The organism is Acidisoma cellulosilyticum, from assembly GCF_020621385.1.
Classification (GTDB): Bacteria; Pseudomonadota; Alphaproteobacteria; order Acetobacterales; family Acetobacteraceae; genus Acidisoma; species Acidisoma cellulosilyticum.
On record NZ_JAESVA010000002.1, the window covers coordinates 243,071 to 265,261 of the forward strand.

At 63.7% G+C, this 22,191-nt stretch carries 19 protein-coding genes; 11 read left to right on the forward strand and 8 right to left on the reverse strand.

Annotated elements, in window-relative coordinates:
• Positions 1 to 2: 2 nt before the first annotated feature.
• The gene (locus ACELLULO517_RS05540) at positions 3 to 908 is read right to left on the reverse strand and encodes a peptidylprolyl isomerase (RefSeq protein ID WP_227306307.1); all 906 of its coding nucleotides are present in this window, start codon (positions 906 to 908) and stop codon (positions 3 to 5) included.
• 116 nt (positions 909 to 1,024) lie between these two features.
• A complete protein-coding gene (locus ACELLULO517_RS05545) occupies positions 1,025 to 1,621 on the reverse strand; it encodes a hypothetical protein (RefSeq protein WP_227306308.1) in 597 nt (198 codons plus the stop codon).
• 700 nt (positions 1,622 to 2,321) lie between these two features.
• Here ACELLULO517_RS05545 and secA point away from each other — a divergent pair.
• The 5 genes from secA (at position 2,322) to ACELLULO517_RS05570 (ending at position 7,175) form a co-directional block, all read left to right on the forward strand.
• A complete protein-coding gene (secA, locus tag ACELLULO517_RS05550) occupies positions 2,322 to 5,057 on the forward strand; it encodes a preprotein translocase subunit SecA (RefSeq protein WP_227306309.1) in 2,736 nt (911 codons plus the stop codon).
• Positions 5,058 to 5,156: 99 nt separating this feature from the next.
• Positions 5,157 to 5,417 carry a ribbon-helix-helix domain-containing protein gene (locus tag ACELLULO517_RS05555; RefSeq protein WP_227306310.1) on the forward strand — a complete coding sequence of 87 codons (261 nt, stop codon included), beginning with the start codon at positions 5,157 to 5,159 and terminating at the stop codon, positions 5,415 to 5,417.
• 7 nt (positions 5,418 to 5,424) lie between these two features.
• Complete coding sequence (locus ACELLULO517_RS05560) at positions 5,425 to 5,679, forward strand: type II toxin-antitoxin system RelE/ParE family toxin (protein ID WP_227306311.1); 255 nt, start codon at positions 5,425 to 5,427, stop codon at positions 5,677 to 5,679.
• A gap of 141 nt (positions 5,680 to 5,820) precedes the next feature.
• Entirely contained in the window at positions 5,821 to 6,264 is a 444-nt protein-coding gene (locus ACELLULO517_RS05565) for a carboxymuconolactone decarboxylase family protein (RefSeq protein ID WP_227306312.1), read from the forward strand.
• Positions 6,265 to 6,269: 5 nt separating this feature from the next.
• Entirely contained in the window at positions 6,270 to 7,175 is a 906-nt protein-coding gene (locus ACELLULO517_RS05570; protein WP_227306313.1) for a sigma-70 family RNA polymerase sigma factor, read from the forward strand.
• A gap of 12 nt (positions 7,176 to 7,187) precedes the next feature.
• On the opposite strand, the gene ACELLULO517_RS05575 is transcribed toward ACELLULO517_RS05570, so the two are convergent.
• The 4 genes from ACELLULO517_RS05575 to ACELLULO517_RS05590 form a co-directional block, all read right to left on the reverse strand.
• Complete coding sequence (locus ACELLULO517_RS05575; RefSeq protein ID WP_227306314.1) at positions 7,188 to 10,373, reverse strand: efflux RND transporter permease subunit; 3,186 nt, start codon at positions 10,371 to 10,373, stop codon at positions 7,188 to 7,190.
• 10 nt (positions 10,374 to 10,383) lie between these two features.
• Complete coding sequence (locus tag ACELLULO517_RS05580) at positions 10,384 to 11,559, reverse strand: efflux RND transporter periplasmic adaptor subunit (RefSeq protein ID WP_227306315.1); 1,176 nt, start codon at positions 11,557 to 11,559, stop codon at positions 10,384 to 10,386.
• Positions 11,560 to 11,794: 235 nt separating this feature from the next.
• Positions 11,795 to 12,415, reverse strand: a complete 621-nt coding sequence (locus ACELLULO517_RS05585; protein WP_227306316.1) for a GbsR/MarR family transcriptional regulator — start codon at positions 12,413 to 12,415, stop codon at positions 11,795 to 11,797.
• Positions 12,416 to 12,491: 76 nt separating this feature from the next.
• Positions 12,492 to 13,550, reverse strand: coding sequence for a cation diffusion facilitator family transporter (locus ACELLULO517_RS05590; RefSeq protein WP_227306317.1), 1,059 nt, complete (start codon positions 13,548 to 13,550; stop codon positions 12,492 to 12,494).
• 93 nt (positions 13,551 to 13,643) lie between these two features.
• Here ACELLULO517_RS05590 and hisF point away from each other — a divergent pair, with 93 nt between their 5' ends.
• From hisF to ACELLULO517_RS05615, 5 genes are all read left to right on the forward strand, one after another.
• Entirely contained in the window at positions 13,644 to 14,432 is a 789-nt protein-coding gene (hisF, locus tag ACELLULO517_RS05595; RefSeq protein WP_227306318.1) for an imidazole glycerol phosphate synthase subunit HisF, read from the forward strand.
• Positions 14,425 to 14,910 carry a phosphoribosyl-ATP diphosphatase gene (locus tag ACELLULO517_RS05600; RefSeq protein WP_227306319.1) on the forward strand — a complete coding sequence of 162 codons (486 nt, stop codon included), beginning with the start codon at positions 14,425 to 14,427 and terminating at the stop codon, positions 14,908 to 14,910. Before hisF ends, ACELLULO517_RS05600 begins: the two co-directional genes overlap by 8 nt.
• Positions 14,907 to 16,730: an adenine deaminase C-terminal domain-containing protein gene (locus ACELLULO517_RS05605; RefSeq protein WP_227306320.1), complete on the forward strand. Its 1,824-nt coding sequence runs from the start codon at positions 14,907 to 14,909 to the stop codon at positions 16,728 to 16,730. The genes ACELLULO517_RS05600 and ACELLULO517_RS05605 overlap by 4 nt, the downstream gene beginning before the upstream one ends.
• 84 nt (positions 16,731 to 16,814) lie before the next feature.
• Positions 16,815 to 17,327 carry an antitoxin Xre/MbcA/ParS toxin-binding domain-containing protein gene (locus tag ACELLULO517_RS05610; protein ID WP_227306321.1) on the forward strand — a complete coding sequence of 171 codons (513 nt, stop codon included), beginning with the start codon at positions 16,815 to 16,817 and terminating at the stop codon, positions 17,325 to 17,327.
• Positions 17,324 to 17,827: an RES family NAD+ phosphorylase gene (locus ACELLULO517_RS05615; RefSeq protein ID WP_227306322.1), complete on the forward strand. Its 504-nt coding sequence runs from the start codon at positions 17,324 to 17,326 to the stop codon at positions 17,825 to 17,827. Before ACELLULO517_RS05610 ends, ACELLULO517_RS05615 begins: the two co-directional genes overlap by 4 nt.
• 1 nt (position 17,828) lies before the next feature.
• On the opposite strand, the gene ACELLULO517_RS05620 is transcribed toward ACELLULO517_RS05615, so the two are convergent.
• Entirely contained in the window at positions 17,829 to 19,112 is a 1,284-nt protein-coding gene (locus tag ACELLULO517_RS05620; RefSeq protein WP_227306323.1) for a hypothetical protein, read from the reverse strand.
• Between the two features lie 145 nt (positions 19,113 to 19,257).
• Positions 19,258 to 20,820, reverse strand: a complete 1,563-nt coding sequence (xseA, locus tag ACELLULO517_RS05625; protein ID WP_227306324.1) for an exodeoxyribonuclease VII large subunit — start codon at positions 20,818 to 20,820, stop codon at positions 19,258 to 19,260.
• A gap of 54 nt (positions 20,821 to 20,874) precedes the next feature.
• On the opposite strand from xseA, the gene purD reads away from it, so the two are divergent.
• Positions 20,875 to 22,140: a phosphoribosylamine--glycine ligase gene (gene purD, locus ACELLULO517_RS05630; RefSeq protein WP_227306325.1), complete on the forward strand. Its 1,266-nt coding sequence runs from the start codon at positions 20,875 to 20,877 to the stop codon at positions 22,138 to 22,140.
• Positions 22,141 to 22,191 lie beyond the last annotated feature (51 nt).

The following is a 22,191-nucleotide window of genomic DNA, read 5'->3' on the forward strand; positions in this document are numbered from 1 at the left end:
GGCTAGTTTCCGCTGGCCGCAGGGGCCGCCGGGCTGCCTGCCGCCGGCATCGGCGAACCGTCGGGGGCGAATTCCTTCACCGTGACACCGGCGCGAGCCTGCGCCAGCAGCTTGTGGATGCCTTCCTGGATCAGCTGGTTGCGGATCTTGTCCTGCACATCGGCCAGTGCCGGCGCCGCATCGGTGCGATGGCCCAGGACCTGGATGACATGATAGCCGAACTGGCTGTGCACCGGGGTCTGGCTGATCTGGTTATCCTTCATGGCGAAGGCGGCATCGGCGAAGGCCGGAACCATGTCGGTCTTCTTGAACCAGCCGAGGTCGCCGCCGTTCACGCTACCCGGATCGGTCGAGTATTTCTTGGCCAGGGTCGCGAAATCCGCGCCCTTATCAAGCTGCTTGATGATGTCCTCGGCCTGGGACTCGGAAGCCACCAGGATATGGCGGGCGTGGATTTCCTCGACGCCGGGCTTATTGGCGTAGTCCTTGTCGTAGATGGCCTTGATGGCATCGGCCGTGATGTCCGGCCCGATCGTCTGGCGGATCAGCGCGCCCTGCAGAACCTGCTCGGTGCCGACTTCGATCTGGCGCTTCACGGCCGGATCATTCATCAAACCGTCTTTCCGGGCCTGAACCGCCATCGCCTTCTGGTCGACCAGCTGGTCCAGCAGAATGGGGTAAAGCTGCTCCGGCGACATGCTCTGCAGCTGCTGCGGCAGGTTGCGGCTCATGTCCTGCATGTCGGAGAGGTAGATGTCCTCACCATTGACGGTCGCGATGACGGGGTTTTTCGGCTTGGTATCGGTCGTCGTGGCCGCGGGGGCCGTGCTGCTCTGCGCCTGTGCGGCGAGAGGGTAAGCCAAGGCCGTGCTGGCCAGGACTGCGAGCGTGAAACGAGAAAGGCGCATAAAAACCTCTGATCCGGCGGTTGTGCCAAGGGCGGCGGAGAATGGCCGAAGAGCCGCCGCACCACAAGCTGGGGCGCCGTGGATTCCACGGGCGCCCGATCCCACCACCTGACCGGTCAGGCCAAGGCATCTCCGGCGCGGGCCTCGGGCACCCACAGCCGATCTGCAGGCATTTCCTTCCTCACGCGCGCCTCAAGCGGTTGGAGCTTCGAGGTTTTGATGGCCCCGTCATCCAGCTCCTCAGCCTGTCGAAGGATATCGCGCGCGCGTTGGAAGCGTTGGCGATGTTCGGCCGTCAGTGTGCCGGCCTGTTGGACATCAAATGCCAGATTTTCAAACGTACCGAGAAGACGGCGATAGGTTTGCTGTTGCTGGCTGGCGTGCCGCAGCTTCCGATCGATAGCGACCAACGGCTTGGCAATCGCGAGCAAGGCCGTCACACCGGCGAGCCAAGGCCAGACAGCGGCGATAGCAGGGTATTTGACGATAGCCAGACCGGAAATGCCGCTGCCAGAAGCGGTTGTCGCAATTGTAAGTTCTATAATGAAGTTCCACCGGCTCCATTGCGCGCCGCTCTCGCCATAGTAGAGCTCGGACAGGCGAGCATTACGCGCGCAATCCCAAAGAGTCATCATCAGGTCATGATCCTGAAGCGTATAGCCCGCCGGTTCGGGCCAGGATTTAAGCTTCTCAGAAGAATTCGATTGGGTCACAGCTCGATTCCGTTCATGAAACTGTCGGTTGCTTCAATAGAGTGGGGCGAGGTTACCAGCTTTCACATACGCTACGGAGGCGGCACAGGTCCGGGCGGCCTGTCAGAGCCACCAGCCTTCGGCCAGGGTTGGGTAGGTCGAATGCCCGCGACATATAACTCTGCGGCCTTTGGCCGGCGATGAACACCTCCAGCCGCTCGTCGTCTTGCTGCCCGCATTGGGCCAAGTTTCTTGTACGCGGTTGCGAGCCACCTTTCTGTAAAGACAGGACCAACATCGTTCTGAGAAAAAGCACGCGGGCGCGAGAGCACCCGCATGTCTATCAGCTGGAGCAGCCGGTCCCGCGATATATCGAGTTCCCGGGCGGCCTCCGCAGTTGAATATCTTTTTCCTCCCAAAACCGCCCGAATCGCCAAGTCCCGCCCCTATCGATATGGTTCCGGAACGGATGAATGCTCAAAATTATTTAGGACTCAAGAAGAAGCGTCACCGATGGCAATTTTCAGTAGCTATCTTGGCAGAAGCGACAATTTAGACCGAACTTTCGCGGCCATCGGTCATGACAAAGCCACGCGTTGACCCAACTTAGTGAGGGTCCTATCACTTGCACCCCATTCCAGGCTATCGCGGCCCGGTTCACCAGGGCATTCCGCCAGCCGGCGGCCGGCATTTGCGCCCGGCCAACTGACCCAAGGTTATCATGTTCGGATCTCTCGCCCGCGTCATTTTCGGAAGCAGCAACGACCGCACGCTGAAGGGCTATCGGCGGATCGTGCCGCAGGTCAACGTCCTGGAGCCGCAGATCGCGGCCCTGACGGACGAAGCCCTGCGCGCCAAGACGGGCGAGTTCAAAGCCCGCCTGGAGGGTGGCGAGGCGCTGGACAATATCATGGCCGAAGCCTTCGCCGTGGTGCGCGAGGCAGCCAAGCGCGTGTTGGGCATGCGGCATTTCGACGTGCAGCTGGTCGGCGGCCTGGTGCTGCATAACGGCCGCATCGCCGAAATGAAGACCGGCGAGGGTAAGACCCTGGTCGGCACCCTGCCCGTCTATCTCAATGCGCTGACCGGCCGCGGCGTTCACGTCGTGACGGTGAACGACTACCTCGCCCGCCGCGACGCCGAGACCATGGGCGAGCTTTACGCCTTCCTGGGCCTGTCGACCGGCATCATCGTCCATGGCATGGAGGACAGCCAGCGCCGCGCGGCCTATGCCTGCGACATCACCTACGGCACCAACAACGAATTCGGCTTCGACTATCTGCGTGACAATATGAAGTACCGGCTGGAGGACATGGTCCAGCGCGACTTCCACTACGCGATCGTCGACGAGGTCGACAGCATCCTGATCGATGAGGCGCGCACGCCGCTGATCATCTCCGGCCCGGCCGAGGACAGTTCCGACCTCTACCGGCAGGTGGACGAGGTCGTGAAGGTCCTGGTCCTGGACCCCGAGACCTTCGAGAAGGACGAGAAGCAGAAAGCCGTCACCATGACGGAGCCCGGCGCGGAACGGGTGGAGGAGATGCTGCGCGAGGCCGGCATCATCGAGGAAGGCAATCTGTACGACGTCTTCAATATCTCGATCCTGCATCACACCCAGCAGAGCCTGCGGGCGCATACCCTGTTCACCCGCGACGTCGACTACATCACGCGGGACGACAAGGTCATCATCATCGACGAGTTCACCGGCCGCATGATGGAAGGCCGCCGCTATTCGGAGGGCCTGCACCAGGCGCTGGAGGCCAAGGAACACGTCACCATCCAGCCTGAGAATCAGACGCTGGCCTCGATCACCTTCCAGAATTATTTCCGGCTTTATCCCAAGCTTGCCGGCATGACCGGCACAGCGATGACGGAAGCCGATGAGTTCGAGGAGATCTACAAGCTCTCGACCGTCGAAATTCCGACCAATGTCGGCGTCGCGCGCTTGGACGAGAATGACGAGGTCTATCGGACGGCGACCGAGAAATACATGGCGCTGGCCAAGCTGATCGCCGAGACGCGGCAGAAGGGCCAGCCGGTCCTGGTCGGCACCACCAGCATCGAGAAAAGCGAAATCCTGAGCGAGTTGCTGAACCGCGAGGGCGTGCCCCATGCGGTGCTGAACGCGCGCTTCCATGAGCAGGAAGCGACCATCATCTCCCAGGCCGGGGCGCCCGGCGCGGTGACGATCGCGACCAATATGGCCGGCCGCGGCACCGACATCAAACTCGGCGGCAATATCGACATGCGCCGGCGGCTGGAACTGTCCAGCATCGCCGACCCGGCGGAATATGCCGCGCGCGACGCGGCGATGATCGCCGAAGTGGCGCAGGCGCATGACGCGGTCGTCGCTGCCGGCGGCCTGTTCGTGATCGGCACCGAGCGGCATGAAAGCCGCCGTATCGACAACCAGCTGCGCGGCCGCTCGGGCCGTCAGGGCGATCCGGGGCATTCCCGCTTCTTCCTCAGCCTGGAAGACGATCTGATGCGCATCTTCGGCTCGGACCGGATGGGCGGGATGCTGCAGCGGCTGGGCCTGAAGGACGGTGAGGCCATCACCCATCCCTGGATCAACCGCGCGCTGGAAAAGGCGCAGAAGAAGGTCGAGGCGCGGAACTTCGATATCCGCAAGAACCTGCTGAAATACGACGACGTCATGAACGACCAGCGGCGGGAGGTTTATGCCCAGCGCCGCGAATTCATGATGCTGGAGGATGTCTCCGAAGTCGTCTCCCAGATGCGGAACGAGATCATCAACGAACAGGTCTCCCGCCGCATCCCCGAGAAAGCCTTTGCCGAGCAATGGCAGACGGCGGAACTGGCCGAGGATATCGGCAACCTGCTTGGCATCGCTCTGCCGATCGAGGATTGGGGTCGCGAGGAAGGCATCGACGAAAGCCATATCCGCGAGCGGATCGAGGAGGCCGGCAATGCGCTGATGGCCGCCAAGGCCGCCAATTTCGGCCCCGAGCTGATGCGCATGGTGGAAAAATCGCTACTGCTGCAGACTTTGGATCAGGTCTGGAAGGAGCATCTGCTCAATCTCGACCATATGCGCCAGGGCATCGGACTGCGTGCCTATGGCCAGCTTGATCCCTTGCGGGAATACAAGTCGGAAGCCTTCACGCTGTTCGGCGCCATGCTGGAAGACCTCAAGGAGCGCGTGACCGGAACCCTCTGCCGAGTGGATTTCACGCAATCCGCCGAACCCATGCCGCCGTCGCCCGGCATGATGTTCGAGAACCATCCCGAGGACTTGCTGAACCAGAGCTTCGGTCAGGAGTCCGGTCTGGGTCTGTTGCTGGAAGCGCCGCCCGCGATCGAGGCCGGCGCTGCCGCGGTCGCGACCTCGCTCGCCGATCTGCCGGCCGATTGGCGCGAGACGCCGCGCAATGCGCCTTGCCCATGCGGTTCGGGCAAGAAGTTCAAGCAATGCCACGGCCGTCTGGCGTGAGATCATTGGGGCGTAGCGACGCTACGCCCCGATTTGTCTCGCCTCTCGGTTTCTGCCGTCTATGATGCGCGTGTCGTCCACAGAGAATGGGACTACGCCGTGACCGATATTTCAGTCTCCCTGCCGCCGGACTTGATCAGATTTATCACGGCACGGATTGAATCCGGTCGCGCTACCTCAAGCAGCGACGTCGTGCGGGATGCGCTCCAATTTCTGGAAAGCGCGGAGCGCGCCAAAGCCGTGGCGCAGACGCGCTTACAACGCGCCTGGTCTGACGGCGTGGCGACAGTGGATGTCGGTGAGATCGATATCGAGGCGTTGAAAGCGGAAGCAAGGCAAAGGCTGGCGGTCGCCGGTTGACGCTTCCATGCCGCAGATTCGCTATACGGCGCAGGCGCGGCAGGATTTGATCGAGCTCTGGCTGACGATCGCTGCTGATAATCCCCAAGCGGCTGATGCCGTTTTAGAGCGTCTTGCCCTCCGCGCCACGATGCTCGCGGACCATCCCTTCGCCGGACGGGCGAGGCCGGAGCTGTCTCCTGAAGCGCGGATGACCGTAGACGCTCCCTATGTCCTTCTCTATCGGCCCATCGACACCGGCATCCAAATCGTTCTGGTTTAGCAAGGAAAATCGAGGACGCGCTTTATGCAGAAGGGTTCGAAAGATAACCTGGGGCGTCTCGGCCGGTATTTCTTCCTGCGCGCTGTCACATCCAACCCTGCTGCCTCGTCTTGGGTGTGAACCTCAAACAGGAACACCCCCATGGAACCCCGTCTGGATTATTTCGCCGCCGCGCCTGACGTCATGAAGGCGATGCTCGGCCTGGAAAAGGCCGTCGTCACCGCCGGGCTTGAGAAAAGCCTGATCGAGCTGGTGAAGACCCGCGCCTCCCAGATCAACGGCTGCGCCTATTGCATCGACATGCATACGCGCGACGCGATGAAGGCTGGGGAGAGCCCCACCCGCCTGTTTCTGCTCGACGCCTGGCGCGAGGCGCCGTTCTATACGCCGCGTGAGCGCGCGGCCCTGGCCTGGACGGAGGCGCTGACGCTGATCGCCGAGACCCATGCGCCGGATGAGGATTATGCGGCGCTGACCGAACAGTTTTCGGAGCCTGAGATCGTGCAACTCTCGATGCTCATCGCCGCCATCAATGCCTGGAACCGGATCGCCATCGGCTTCCGGTCCGTGCCGACAGGCAAGTAACGGCGATGTCCGAGGCCGTTCCTGATCCCGCCGCGAGCTTCCTGCCGGTACGGCCCGCGCTGATCGGCCTCGGCTATCGCATGACGGGGTCCTGGGCGACGGCCGAGGATATCGCCCAGGATGTCTATCTCCGTTGGCAGGCGACGGATCGCGCCATCGTCGCCCTGCCCCGCGCCTGGCTGATGAAGGCGGCGGCGCGCCTCGCGCTCGATCATCTCAAATCCGCGCGGGTCCGGCGCGAGGATTATGTCGGGCCTTGGCTGCCCGAGCCGGTGCTGGACAGCGAGGCCGCGCCGCAGGAGGCGGCCTGGGCGCGGTCGGAGACGCTGTCGCTCGCTTTCATGCTGGTACTGGAACGACTATCCCCGCCCGAGCGCGCGATCTTCATTCTGCATGACCTGTTCGATACGAATTTCGGCGAAATCGCAGGGCTTCTGGGGCGTAGCGAGGCGACCTGCCGGCAGATCGCCGTAAGGGCGCGCGCTAAATTGGGCGATGCGGCGCCGCGCCATGGCTTGGCGGCAACGGAAAGCGACAGCCTGACCCAGGCTTTCTTCGCCGCCACCCAGTCAGGTGACGAAGCCATGTTGCGCCATCTGCTGGCGCGCGATGTGGTGGTGCATACCGATGGCGGTGGCATCCGCCCGGCCGCGCTCAAGCTCATCTATGGAGACGACAAGGCGGCCCGGATGTTCGCTGCCCTCGCCCGCAAGCGCGCGGGCGCGGCACGCTCCATGCTATTCGCCGGCCTTATCAATGGCGAACCCGGCTATGTGACGCTGGAGCCGGACGGCCTGCCCCAGGTCACTGTTCTGACCATCGCGGATGACCGGATCGCGGCGATCTATATCATCCGCAATCCCGAGAAGCTGCGGGCGATTGCCGATCAACTGGGCCTCAGTCTGACCTGAGGCCCCGGCCAATCAGTCGCCATGTCCGGGCTGAGGCTCGCCGTGGTTCGGGGCCGCGCCGGCATCCTTCTCCGGCTTCTTGGTCCCGCGCATCCATTCATCGAAACGCTGCAGTACAACGTAGAAGGACGGCACGAACAGCACGGCAAGGCAGGTCGACGCCGCCATACCGCTGAAAACCGTGATGCCGATGGACTTGCGGGAATTGGCGCCCGCGCCCGTCGCCATGATCAGCGGCACCACACCGAGCATGAAGGCGAAGGAGGTCATCAAAATCGGGCGCAGGCGCGCATGGGACGCATCCCGCGCCGCATCCATGATGGACCGGCCGGCGATGCGATGCTCGCGCGCCACCTCCACGATCAGAATGGCATTCTTGGCGGCCAGCGCGATCAGCAGCAACAGACCGATCTGCACATAGAGGTTGTTGTCGACACCCAGCAGCCCGAGTGTCAGGCCCGGCCCGATCAGCGCCAGCGGCACCGCCAGCAGCACGGCGACCGGGCTGACCCAGCTTTCATACTGACCGCAAAGCACGAGATAGACGAGGATGAGGGCGAAACCGAAGGCATAGATGATTTGCCCGCCGGCTGCCTTCTCCTGATAGGACATCGCTGTCCAGTCAAAGCCCGTGCCGCGCGGCAGCGTATGGGCTGCGACCTGACCCATCAGATCCAGCGCCTGCCCCGAGCTGAAGCCAGGTGCCGAGCCACCGATGATCGTGGCCGAGGGGTAGAGGTTATAAAGGCTGATCAGCGACGGCCCGACCGCCGGCTTGATCTTCACCAGCGTGCCGACCGGGATCATCAGCCCATCCCGGTTCTTCACATAAAGATTGGTCAGCTGATCGATCGTCAGGCGGAATTTCGAATCCGCCTGCGCATAGACCTGGAAGGTCAGCCCGAATTCATTGAACTGGTTGATGAAGGTCGACCCGACATAGGAGGAGATGGTCGAGAAGACATCGCCCACATTCACATGCAGGCTTTCCGCCTTCACACGGTCGATCACCACATCAAATTGCGGCACATCGGCGCGGAAGGACGTGGTTGCGCGCGCAATGCCGGTCTGGCCGTTGGCGGCCGCCAGCACGGTGCGGGCGATGCTCTGCAACTTCGCGAAATCACCGCTGCCGTCGCGCTGTTCCAGCATCATGGTGAAGCCACTGGCATTGCCGATGCCCTGAATGGCGGGCGGCACAAGGACATAGGTGGCAGCCGCCTGAACCGGCTTCAGCGCCGTGGTGATGTTCGTATAGATCGAGCGCAGATCCTCGCCCTTGCCACGCTCACCCCAGGGCTTGAGCATGACGTAGGCGACGCCGGCATTGGCCAGCTGCGCGCTGTTGTCGATGACCGAAATGCCGCCGATGCCGATGACATTCTCGACGCCCGGCACTTTCTGGATAATGCCGCCGATCTGGGTCAGCACCTGCTGCGTGCGCCCGAGCGATGCGCCGTCCGGCAGCTGTGCGCCGACGATGACATAGCCCTGATCCTCGGTCGGCAAAAAGCCGGTCGGCAGGCGGGCGATGCCCCACAGCGCGCCGACGATCAGGATCAGCGCCACGATGACCGATATGCCGGCATGATTGGTCATGTGGCGGATGATGCCGCCATACCAGCGCGCCAATCCGTCATAGCCGCGGTTGAAGCCGCGGGCGAGAAAGTTGCGCTCCGCAGGCGGTTTCGGCACGCGCAGGAACAGCGCGCATTGCGTGGGCGTCAGCGTGGCCGCGTTCATTGCCGAAATCAGCGCGGTCGCCGCGATCACCAGCGCAAACTGCGCATACATCTGGCCCGTCAGGCCCGGCGTGAGCGAGGCCGGAATGAAGACCGACATCAGCACCAGGGTAATGCCGATGATGGGGCCGAACAGCTCCTTCATCGCCTGGATCGCCGCTTCCTTGCGGCCTAGCCCGTTCTCCAGCTGATGGGCCGAGCCTTCCACCACCACGATACTGTCATCGACCACGATGCCGATGGACAAAACGATCGCGAAGAGGGTCGACAGATTGATGGTGAAGCCCAGCGCCGCCATGGCCGCGAAAGCGCCGATGACGGTGATGGGAATGGTCGTCGCCGGCACCAGGGTCGCCCGCCAGTCCTGCAGGAAGACCAGGATGACGATGAGCACCAGAACGCCTGCCTCGATCAGCGTCTTATAGACCTCATCCACCGAGGCCGTGACGAAGAGCGTGGTATCGAACGGCACGGTATAGGTCAGGCCCTGCGGGAAGCTTTTCGCCAAGGTCGCCATGGTCTTCTTGACCTCGGACGCGACCTGCAGCGCATTAGCACCCGGCTGCTGGTAGATGGCGATACCGGCGGAGGGCTTGTTGTTCAGCTCGAAAGTCTGACCGTAATTCTGGGCGCCGAGCTCGATACGCGCGACATCGCGCACGCGCGTCACCTGCCCGCCTGCCCCGCTGCCGGTCTTGATGACGATGTCGCCGAATTGCTCCGGCGTCGTCAGCAGGCCCTGGATATTGATCGTGTACTGAAACGCCTGCGTGCTGGGCGCGGGCGGCGAGCCCGTCTGCCCGGCGGTGACCGCCTGGCTCTGGCCTTTCACCGCGTTGATGACATCGGTCGGCGTCAGCCCGCGCGCCTTCAGCGCGTTCGGATCAAGCCAAAGCCGCATGGCGTAGGAACCGGCACCGAAGACCGCGACATTGCCTACACCGGGCAGACGCGCCAGCACATTGGTGATGTTGATGCCGGCATAGTTGCTCATATAGAGGCTGTCGTACTCACCCGTGGGCGAGGACAGCGTCACGATCTGCAGAATGGAGGTCGACTTCTGCTGCACGACGACGCCCTGCGCCTGCACCGAGGCCGGCAGCGAGGCCAGCGCGGCGGAGACGCGGTTCTGCACCAGAACCTGGGCGAAGTTCAGATCGGTGCCGATCTTGAAGGTCACCGTCAGCGTATAGGCACCGCTGCTGGTGGAGGAGGACTGCATATACAGCATGTCCTGCACACCATTGACCTGCTCCTCGATCGGCAGGGCGACGGTATCCATCAGCGTCTGGGCGCTTGCACCCGGATAGCTGGTCGTCACCTGCACGGTCGGCGGGACGACATTGGGATATTGCGCGATCGGCAGGCCCAGCATGGCCACAAGGCCGATCAGCACGATGACGATGGAGAGGACGTTCGCGAGAACCGGCCTCTCGATAAAGAATTTTGAGAACATGAGCGGTCGCCTATTCGGCGCTGTCTATGTCGGCAGTCACGGTCAAAGGCGGCGCGTTCTGCGGCGCCACCTTCTCGCCCGGGATCGCGCGCTGCAACCCATCGACGATGACCTTGTCGGTGGTCGCCAGACCCTTGTCGACCACCCGCAGCCCATCCACCAGCGTGCTGGTGGTGACGGATTTCTGCTGCACCTCGTTCTGGGCATCAACGACCAGGACGTAGGACCCGCCCTGGTCGGAGCCGATGGCCGTATCCGGCACCAGCATCGCGTTGGTGTCGACGCCGGCAGGCACCTGAACACGGACGAACATGCCCGGCAGCAGAGAGATATCGGTATTGGGCATCAGCGCGCGCGCCGTCAGCGTGCCGGTATCGGCATCGACCGTCGGCGCCACATAGTCGAGCTGGCCGACATGCGGATAGCCGGTCTCGGTCTGCAAACCGATGCCGACGGGGATGTTATGGACATCCTTCAGCGTCTTGCCCATGGCCTTCAGCCCAGCGCGGATACGCTGCACCACCGGCTCGCTGAGCGAGAAATAGACATAGATCGGCTTCACCTGAACGATGGTGGAAAGCTGCGTCTTTTCCCCGCCGGCTCCGACCATCTGGCCGACCGAAACGAGATGGGTGGAAACCTGACCGTCGAACGGCGCCTTCACCTGGGTATAGGAATAGTTGATGGCGGCCAGCTGCGTGCTGGCGATGGCATTGTCGACATCGGCCTGGGCCGCGTCCTGCTTCGCCTTGGCATTGTCGTAATCGGCCTGGGAATTGACGTTCTGCGTCCGCAGCTGGGCCTGACGGGCGAATTGCTGCTGGGCCTGAACCAGATTGGCGGCGGCCGCCGCCTGCTGCGCCTGCGCCTGCTGCAACTGCGCGAAATAGGGCGGCGGCTCGATGGTGAACAGCGTGCTGCCGCTTTTGACCATCGCGCCATCGGTATAGTTCTGGCTGTAGAGGAAGCCCTGGATACGCGCGACGAGATCGACCGAGTTCAGCGCCACGACATTGCCCGTGGTTTCCAGATGGCGGCGCACGTCATGGACGAGCGGCACGGCGACCGAGACCTCCGGCGGCGGGGGCGCCACATAGGTATTGCTTTTCTTGCAGGCCGACAGCCCGACGACCAGGGCCAGCGCCGAGACCGCGACACTCCGCTTAGCAACACCGTTTAACATCATGGTCTTATAACGATCTCTTCTGGGAATGACGCAGGCCGTTGTTCCGGTTCTAGAAGCTTTGCGCCGGCATCCGCAAGGCGGATTCAAGGACAGCGCGACCGGTTTCCCCTCAGTCTGACCGTTAACTTCACGCCTTTGCCATATGAAAGGGACGGCTGCCGCCGGCAGCCGTCCCTTTCACTATAAAAACCGTTCAGTTTTGATTGTTACTTCACCGGGATCATGACGCCAGCGGTCAATCCTCCGCATCCTCCGGCTCGGGATAAGCGGTCTGCTCCGCCTCCCGGCCCGCTGTTGTCTTGCTCCCGCGTGACCCGATGATCGGCAGCCTGTTCTTGAGTTCCAGCAGGCGGACGATGCGGCCGCCCATGCGGATCAATTCGACAAGCTGTGTCGTCTCCAGTTTCTGGATATCGGCCGACCATTTGGTGATGAGTTCCAGCAGATCGTGCATCTGCTGCATGCGTTGATAGGCGTGTTCCTCCGCCGGATTCGACCGCTCGTTCAGCAGCAGGTCGCGCAGGACAGAGAGTGTGGGATCCAGCTCCCGCTTGCGGCGCTCCTCGGCCAGAATGCGGACGATCTGCCACACATCCTCGGGCGTCGAGAAATGTTCGCGCCGGTCGCCCGGCAAATGCTGCAACCGTACCAGACGCCAGGACTGCAATTCCTTCAGCCCCATGGAGACATTGGAGCGCGAGAAACCCAACGCTTCGGCAATTTCATCGGCGGCCAGCGGCCGGGCGGAGAGGAACAGCAGGGCATAAATCTGTCCAACCGTCCGGTTGATGCCCCACCGGCTGCCCATTTCACCGAAATGCAGAACGAAGGCCTGGCTTACTGGAGAGAGTTCCAACTAACGCACTTTCAGCAATTTCAGAGATTTACAGTCATAGAGCAAAGATGGGCCGATACCAAAGGCGCGATCATGGTCACACGACATCGGCGGGGGCCAGCCGACAAGCCCCTGCCGCGTCGATCTCGATCTGCAAGGTCGCATGACCGATCCGAAAGCGTTTCTGCAATTGCTCGCAAGTGCTGCGCAGGAAACCATCCCCCGGATGGGCGCCGGGGATAACAAGATGGCCGGTCAGCGCCGTTTCCGTCGTGCTCATGGCCCAGATATGGAGGTCGTGCACCTCCGTCACGCCGGGCAGCGCTTCCAGATAGCCGCGCACGGCCGCCGCATCCATCCCCTCGGGCACGGCGTCGAGCGACATGCCGACGGATTGCCGCAGCAGACCCCATGTGCCGGCGACGATCACGACCGAGATGACGATCGAGATGGCGGGGTCCAACCGGTTCCAGCCGGTGAAGCTGATGACCAGCGCCGCGACGACCACCCCGACCGAGACCAGGGCATCGGCCAGCATGTGCTGGAACGCGCCTTTGATATTGAGGTCGTCCTTCGCGCCGGACATGAACAGCCAAGCGGTGAAGCCGTTGATGGCGATGCCGATCAGCGCCACGATCATCACCGTGCCGCCTGCGACGGGTGCTGGATCGATCAGCCGCTCTACCGCTTCCAGCAGAATGGCGCCGGTCGCCACCAGCAGCAGCACGCCATTGCTGAGCGCAGCCAGAATGGTCGAGCGCCCCAGCCCATAGGTATAGCGTGCGCTGGGCGCACGGCGGGCGAGCACGGTCGCGAGCCAGGCAGCGGCCAGGCCGAGCACATCTGTCAGGTTATGGGCACCGTCGGCGATCAGCGCCACCGAATGGCCGATAAGACCGTAGAAAACTTCCGCGAATACGAAGCCGACATTGAGGATGATGCCGATCAGGAAGGCGCGGCCGAAATTCGCCGGAGCGTGAACATGCCCGCCGCTGCCGTGGGAATGGCCGGCATGGGAATGCCCGGCATGACTGTGGTCAGCGTGGTCTTGCCCATCATCGTGGTCGTGGTCGTGCTCATGATCGTGGCCGTGATCTGCGCCTGGTTCATGGTCATGGTCATGGTCGTGACCGCTATGCGCGTGAGCGCCACTCATGACCGGACGCCCACGCGGCTAGGAGACAATGCTTTCCCTTGCGCGAAACCCTGGTCTTGCCCAAAAGACCGGCAAGATGAGAAGTCGGATCCCATGTTGAAGCTGCGCGTGATTCCCTGCCTGGACGTGAAGGACGGGCGGGTGGTGAAAGGTGTCAATTTCGTTTCTCTCCGTGACGCTGGCGACCCTGTCGAGCAGGCGGCGCTCTATGATGCCGCCGGGGCGGATGAGCTTACTTTTTTGGACATTACCGCAAGCCACGAAAATCGCGATACGATCCTCGATGTCGTTTCGAAGACTGCGGAGCGCATTTTCCTGCCTCTGACGGTGGGCGGCGGCATTCGCTCCACCGCCGATATGCGGCGTTTGCTGCTGGCCGGGGCCGATAAATGCAGCATCAACTCCGCTGCGATCACGCGCCCTGAACTGGTCAGCGAGGCGGCGGAGAAATTCGGCAATCAATGCGTCGTCGTGGCGGTCGATGCCCGCACCTCCGGGCCCGGGCGCTGGGAGGTCTATAGCCATGGCGGGCGCACGCCCACCGGGCTGGACGCCGTCGCCTGGTGCCAGCGCATGGCCATCATGGGCGCGGGTGAAATTCTGCTGACCAGCATGGACCGCGACGGTACCGGCCGCGGCTTCGATCTGGACCTGCTGCGCGCCGTCTGCAGCTCCGTCACCATCCCGGTCGTGGCATCGGGCGGCGTCGGTAGCCTGCGCCATTTCGTCGAAGGGGCCCAGGCTGGTGCCACCGGTCTGCTCGCCGCCAGCGTCTTTCATTTCGGCCAATTCACGATCGCCGAGGTTAAACAAGCTTTGGCAGATGCCCAATTGCCTGTGCGTCTGCCCCGCCTGCTCCAAGGATCCGAGATAAATGGCTAAATCCGACAAGCCCGCCCTGTCGAGCCGCAAGGTTAAGGGCGACAAGCTGAAAGCTAACAAAAAGACGACAGCGAAGCGCATCGCATCGCGCGCCGTTCCGGCCGAACGCGGCCGCGACGCCGCCGTGCTGGACCGGCTGTGGGACACGATCGAGAGCCGTCGTAATGCCGACCCTTCCGCCAGCCATTCCGCGCGTCTGATGTCACGCGGGACGGCCAAAATCGCCCAGAAGTTCGGCGAGGAAGCGGTGGAATGCCTGATCGAGGCGGTGCGCGGCGAGAGCAAAGCCGCCCTGGTCGCGGAAAGTGCCGATGTGCTGTATCATCTCCTGGTTCTGTGGGTGGACGCCGATGTCCGCCCGGATGCGGTCTGGGCCGAACTCACCCGCCGCGAAGGGGTGAGCGGCATCGCCGAAAAGGCCTCCCGCCTGCGCGCGCTGCGCGTTTCCCAAGATGTGGAGACGAAAAAAATCCCATGACCTTGACCCGTTTCTCGGTTCCGCCTCTCTCCACCGTCACCCGCCATCTGGCGGGCGTGGCCCATGGCCGGATTGCCCCGGACCTGGTGATCCGCGACGCACGCATCCTCTCGACCTATTCCGAGCGGATCATCCCGAACCGGGAAATCTGGGTTGCCCAGGGCCGAATCGCCGCCGTGAAACCCGCCGACAGCTGGCGCGGCGAGGGTGCCGCGCTTTATGACGCGGCGGGGGGCATTCTGGCGCCGGGTCTGGTCGACAGCCACGTCCATATCGAAAGCAGCCTGATCACGGCCTGCGCCTATGCCGAAGCCGCGCTGCTGAACGGCGTCACCACGATTTTCTGCGACAGCCATGAGATCGGCAATGTGCTGGACCGCGACGGCGTCGAATGGATGCTGGAAGACGCGCGCGCGGCACCTTTGAACATCTTCCTGACAGTGCCGAGCACGGTGCCCGCGACCGCACCCGAATTCGAGACCGCCGGCGGCGATCTGACGCCCGAGAAGATCGGCGCCATTTTCGACGCCTGGCCGGAAGCGGCGGCGCTCGGCGAGAAAATGGATTTCGTCCATGTCGTGATGGGCGACGCGCGCAGCCACGCGATCATCGCCGAAGCCTTGAAGCGCGGCCGGCCCGTCAGTGGCCATTGCTACGGCCGGGAATTCGTCGCCGCCTATGCGGCGAGCGGTGTCACCGACACGCATGAGGCGATCGACCGTGAGATCGCGAATGATTTCCTGGAAGCCGGCCTTTGGGTCTTTCTGCGCGGCGGGCCGCCGACGACGCCCTGGCATTCGCTGCCCCAGGCGATCAAGGCCGTGACGGAATTGGGGGCCTCGGCCAAGCGCGTCTGCATCTGCACCGATGACCGCGAGGCCGATGATCTGGCCATGTTCGGGCTCGATTGGGTCGCGCGCGAAGCGGTGCGCGCCGGTGTCAGCCGTGAGACCGCCTGGTCCATGGGTTCCCTGCACGGCGCCACGCGCTACGGCATGGACGGCGAATTCGGCGCTCTCGGCCATAGCCGCCGCGCCGATATCGTTCTCCTCAACGATGCTCTGGAGCCGCAGAGCACTTGGTACGGCGGCGTGCTGGCGGTCGATCAGCGGCGCATCACGCCGGCGCTGGAAGCGCAGCTTGAAAGCGAGCGCTACGTCTATCCGAAGCGCGCCTATGAGACGGTGACGGTGCCGGACGGGCTGGTGCTGACACCGGCGCTGCCCAGCGAGCCGGTCACCGTCAATACGGTGAAGACCGAGCTGCCGGGCATCGTGCTCATTCACGAACAGGTGGCGATAGACCCGGCCGACGGCGATTGGCCCGCCCAGTTCGACAAGCACGGCCTGTGCTTCGCTGCTGTGGTCGAACGGCACGGCAAATCCGCCGGCAATGTCGGCCTGGGGCTGCTGAAGGATTTCGGCCTGAACAATGGCGCGGTCGCCAGCAGCGTCGGTCATGACGCGCATAACATCATCGTCGCCGGCCGCACCGAGGCCGATATGCAGGTCGCCCTCGCTGCCGTGCGGGAAAGCCAGGGCGGGATAGTGGTGGTGAAGGACGGGGTGGTCGTCGCCCGTGTCGATCTGCCGATCGCGGGCCTGCTGTCGGACAAGCGCGTGAGCGTGGTCGCCGAGGAAGCGGCCGCGATGAAAGCCGCCTGGGCCGAGCTTGGCTGCACCCTGCCCTTCATGGGTTTCAATCTGGTACCGCTGGCAGTGATCCCCGAAATCCGCCTGACCGATAAGGGTCTGGTCACCGTGCCGGGCATGGAGGTTCTGTCGCTGTTCGAGCCTATGCGGTCGGGCGCAAACGCCTAACCCCGCGATCACGGCGACATATATGTTTTAGTATTGCAATGGATGACTGATTGAGGATATAAATTGCTCAAAGGAGCAATTCATATGGTCCATACTCGCTCGATGTATCACTTCGCAGAAGTCCAGCAGCCTTTCCTCTACGACGATCCGGCCATCGATATGGCTTCCGCGAAGGATTATGCGGGCTTGTATCGTGCGACGCCGCTGGAACGCATCGCCATGATCAAGCAGGGCCTGCCCGCCACCGATGCCAAGCTTATCCTGGATGAACTCGGTATCGAACAAGGGTTTGGGCTGAAGGCACTCAACCTGTCTGTCGCGACGGTGAACAAAAAGGCCAAGCAGGGCGAACGCCTGGCCCCGGATGAAAGCGAACGCGTCATCGGCCTCGGTAAGCTCATCGGCCAATTGGAAGTGATCATTACCGAATCAGGAGACGGTTCGGATTTCGATGCGCTCGGCTGGATGGGGCGTTGGCTGACCAGCCCGGTACCGGCTTTGGGGCATATTTGCCCGGCCGATCTGATCGGCACCATGGAAGGCCAGGCCATGGTCGCCACCCTTCTCGCCCAAATTCAGAGCGGCGCCTACGCTTGAGCCGCTCTGTCTGGCGGATCGCGGCCGATACGCCGTCCTATCAGGCGCATGACCTTTCCGGGACGGGCGCCAAAATCTGCGGTGGCCGGTGGAACGCGCCGGGGCTGGCCGTCATTTATACCTCTGAAAATCGCGCGCTCGCTTGCCTGGAGACCATCGTGCATCTCAACAGCGGCGGATTGCCGCTGAACCGCTATCTGGTGGAGATCACGATACCCGACGCCATATGGGATCTGGCGGAGCGTCCGACTGCCGCTGATCTAGCGATTGGATGGGAGGCGGAGCCGCCCGGACAGGTCAGCATCGCCTTCGGCTCGGATTGGCTGAAAGCCGGTCGGTCCGCTTTGCTGATCCTGCCGTCCGTGATCGTGCCGGATGAGACGACGATCCTCATCAACCCCGAGCACCCCGATAGCGGTACTGTCACTGCCGTGAAGCGCCGGCGCTGGCTTTACGACCCGCGGGTCAGACGATCCCCGGCCCAGCCTTCCGGCACTTAAGCTACTTCTTGACCAGCACCATGGTAGCCGCGAGGACCGGCAGAACCGGGAAGGTCATGCTCGTGCCGGAGGGTGCCGCCGCGAAAGCCCGCGCACGGCTGTCGAAATCCGTCTGCCGCATGTGCGGATAAGGGAAGTCGCCGCAGACGCCACCGCCCAAGGCAAGACAGAGACCAAATCCGCCGCGTGATATCCATCGCTGCCGGTCAGCCGCGAGCGAAAAGCAGGCTGCCGCCACGACCAGCATCGGAATCAGGAAATAGCGGTCGCCACTTCCCGGCGATGCCAGGGCAGCCCAGGCCGACGCGCCGCTGACGACCGGGCTGACCAGCGCCGCCGCAAAGACAAGCCCGCCGAACAAGGCGAAGCGACGAAACAACGACCCGCCGCGCCACCACGCGAGCCCGATCAGGATCGTCAGCGCGGCCGCGATCGCCAGGGCAAGGCTGTCACGGCCCCAGAAAGCCGAATGGTCGAGCCGCACCATGACGCGTGACCCCAGAAACAAGCCGTAGACGAGCTTCGCCGTCAGGATATGGGCCAGATTGATCAGGCTGGCGCCAAGCCTGAGGGTCGGATGCCTTTGCGCCAGACTGAGCAGCAAAGCCGTCAATTGCGCGCAGGCTGCGGCCAGCACCAGCCCGAGGCGCAACAAGCGCCCAGCACGCCTGTCCTGCCACCAGCTCCATACCGCAATGGGCGCAAGCATGAGGCATAAAGGGCCGCTAAGCCCCGACAGGATCAGAGCCAGCCCATCGGCGACAAAGCCGGCTAAGCCGCGCGGCCTTGTGCTGACCACCACAAGAAAGGCCAGGATCGCCAGATACCATTGGCTATTCGTAAGATTACCGAAGGTCTCGAAACTGTCCGGCAAACCAAGATAGACGATCGCGAAGACCAGGCGCGACCAGTAGTTCGGCCAGGCCGCGTCGAACCGCCGGGACAGCAGCAACAAGGGCGGCAGCACTTGAACGATGAGGGCGAGGCCCGCGAAGACGGTCGGGGCCCAAAGCAACGGCATGGGTTGCACGGCAAGGCCGCCCAATCGGGAGAAGGTCTGCAGATATCCCGTATGCGGAACGACAAGGCAGCGAATGCCCAGGGTATAGGCGTCCGGATACCAGTTCCAACCGTCCTCGGCCCAGAAGGTCGCGTGGAGAATGCCGCCCGGATGACGCAGGAACAGGAGGAGCAGAAAGGCAGCGCCTAGCAAAGGCAGCGGCATCCTGCCGATGCTCTTCAGCCGAAGACTGGCACTAGCCGTCGCGGTTGCAGCAAGCCCCATCGACATCCTTCGAGCGGACCCGACGGAGCTTGGATGCTCGCTGATCGGACAAGGCCGATCAGATAAACAAAGGCCAATGAAGCCAGCAATCGGAATTTAGACGAAACGACTATTTTCGACGTCGAAAATGATCAGACCCGAGCCGCTATAGCAATGACCCCTGCCGCGCCGTGCTGCGCTTGCGTGCGGCTTTCGGCGCCACCGATTTGCCCGCCGCGTCCTCGCCGGCGGTCGCGCCGACGGCACCATCGGCAAACCGCAGCGTCACGGCATCGCCCGCCGCGAGAGCCGCCGCGCGCGTCACCGGCTGACCGCCGGCGTCGGAGACGAGCGCGAAACCGCGCTCCAAAACCGCCTGATAGGAGACGGATTGCAGCCGGGCCGACAGGCCTTCCAACCGGGCCCGCGCTTCCCTTTGCCCGGACAGGACCGGCGCCGGGGAAAGGCGCGCACTGATCCGCGCCTCGGTTTGGCGGAGGACGGAAATCCGATGGCGCAGCCCGGTCGGCAAGCCCTGAACCGAGAGCGTCAGCGCATTGCGCCGCAGGATCAGCAATTGCGGCAGGCCGAGCGCAAGCCGTCTGCCTTCCTCCATCAGCCGCGACCGCAGACCGTCCAGCCAGACGCGGGGATGGGGCAGCCGCTCCGCCGCGTGACGCCATTCGGCCCGGCGCATGCGCAGCAGATTGTCGGGTGCCAGCGCCAAGCGCTCCGCCCGGTCATCGAGCCGGAGTCGCGCCTGACCCAGAAGCCCCGCGATATCCGGCAGACCGCGGGCCGCGCCCGTCACGCGTAGCCGGCTTTCCCCCATCAGCCGCGCGACGGAGGCGGTCAGACGCCCGCTTTTCTGGGTCAGATCGCCGAGCAGTTCCAGCCGCGACGGCACGGCCATTTCCGCCGCCGCCGTCGGGGTCGGCGCGCGACGGTCGGACACGAAGTCGATCAACGTCGTATCGGTCTCATGCCCGACGGCCGAGATCAGCGGGATGGTGCAGGCCGCCACCGCCCGCAGCACGCCCTCATCGTTGAAGGCCATCAGGTCTTCCAGACTGCCGCCGCCGCGCGCGACGATCAGCACGTCCGGCCGGGGTATAGGGCCATCCGCCGGGATCGCCGAGAAACCCCTGATCGCGGCGGCGATCTTCTCGGCTGAGCCCTCGCCCTGGACCGCGACCGGCCAGAGCAGGATATCGCGCGGAAACCGGCGGGCGATGGTGGTGCGGATATCCTGGAGCACCGCGCCCTGCGGGCTGGTCACGACGCCCACCAGACGCGGCAGCATGGGGATCGGCCGTTTCAGCGACTCGGCGAACAGCCCTTCCTCGGCCAGCCTGACCCGCAGCATTTCGATCTTGGCCAGCAGCGCGCCGGCGCCCGCGAATTCCATTTTCTCGACGATGAGCTGATAGGAGGAGCGCTCACCGTACGCCGTCACCCGCCCGGTCGCGATGACTTCGATCCCGTTCTCAGGCACCAGGCCGAGACGCGAGACCGAACCTTTCCAGACGATACCGGCGATCTTCCCGGCCTCATCCTTCAGCGAAAAATAGATATGGCCGGAGGGATAGCGCTTCATCTCTGTCACCTCTCCGCGCACGCGGACGCGGCTGAAGGCGCCCTCCAGCGTGCGTTTCACGGCGGAGGAGATTTCACTGACCGAATATTCGGGGATATTCGACGGAGCGGGAGCGTCTAGCGTGTCGGCCATGGGCATAGACTATGCTAGAGCCGCCCGGGTTTGAAGCAGCGGCGGAGCAAGGTGATGCGCGTTTTGGTGGTGGGGTCCGGCGGACGGGAGCATGCGCTGGTCCGCGCGATCGCGAAGAGCCCGCTGGTGACCGAGCTTTTCTGTGCCCCCGGCAACCCCGGAATCGCCAAACTCGCCAAGCTCGTGCCGATCCCGGTGACTGAAATTGAGGCGCTTGCCCGTTTCGCCGCCAATAACGCGATCGACCTCGTCGTGCCGGGGCCGGAAGCGCCGCTGGTCGCGGGCCTGTCCGATCGCCTGCATGAGCAGGGCATCCGATGCGCGGGGCCGAGCCAGGCGGCCGCCCAATTGGAGGGTAGCAAGCAGTTCACCAAGGAAGTGGCGGATGCCGCCGGCATCCCGACCGCACGCTGGGAAGCCTTCACCGATACCCAGTCGGCGCTCGATTTCATCCACCGCCGCGGTGTGCCGATCGTGGTGAAGGCCGACGGCCTCGCCGCCGGCAAGGGCGTGGTCGTCGCGCAGACGGTCGCGGAAGCCGAGCAAGCCGTCATTGCCTGCCTGCGCGAGGGCAGTTTCGGCGCGGCCGGGGCCCGCGTCGTCATCGAGGAATGCCTGGAAGGGCCTGAGGTTTCGGTCTTCGCGCTCTGCGACGGATCGGACGCGATCTTCATCGGCGCCGCGCGCGACCATAAGCGTGTCGGCGACGGCGATACCGGCCCCAATACCGGCGGCATGGGCGCCATCGCGCCGCCACCCGGCTTCACGCATGAGCTGCGCGACAGCGTAATGGAGCACATCATCCGCCCGACGCTGCGTGAAATGGAACGTCGCGGCACACCCTTCCGTGGTATCCTGTTCGCCGGACTGATGCTGACGGAAGACGGTCCCAAGCTGATCGAATATAATGTCCGCTTCGGCGACCCGGAGGCCGAAACGCTGCTGCCGCTGCTGGACAGCGACATCGTGCCGGCGCTGCTCGCCGTCTGTGACGGTGGGATCGCTCATGTCGCGCCGCGGTGGCGTGCCGAAGCCTCGGTCTCCGTCGTGGTCGCGGCCCGCGGCTACCCCGCTGCCTATGAGCGCGGCAGTGAGATCAAGGGACTGGAGACGGCGCCGAGCGATGTCGAGGTGATGATCTTCCAGGCCGGAACCAAGGGTGACGGCGACCGCGTCCTGGCCGATGGCGGGCGTGTACTGGTGGTGAATGCAACGGCGCCGACGCTCGCGGGCGCCAGAAGCCGCGCTTATCAGACGGTGGATCGGATCGACTGGCCTGAGGGTTTCTGCCGCCGCGATATCGGCGCGCATTTCACCTGACACGCAGGGGTGAGAGAGAAGCCTCACGCATAAATCGCGTTTTCGGTGGCA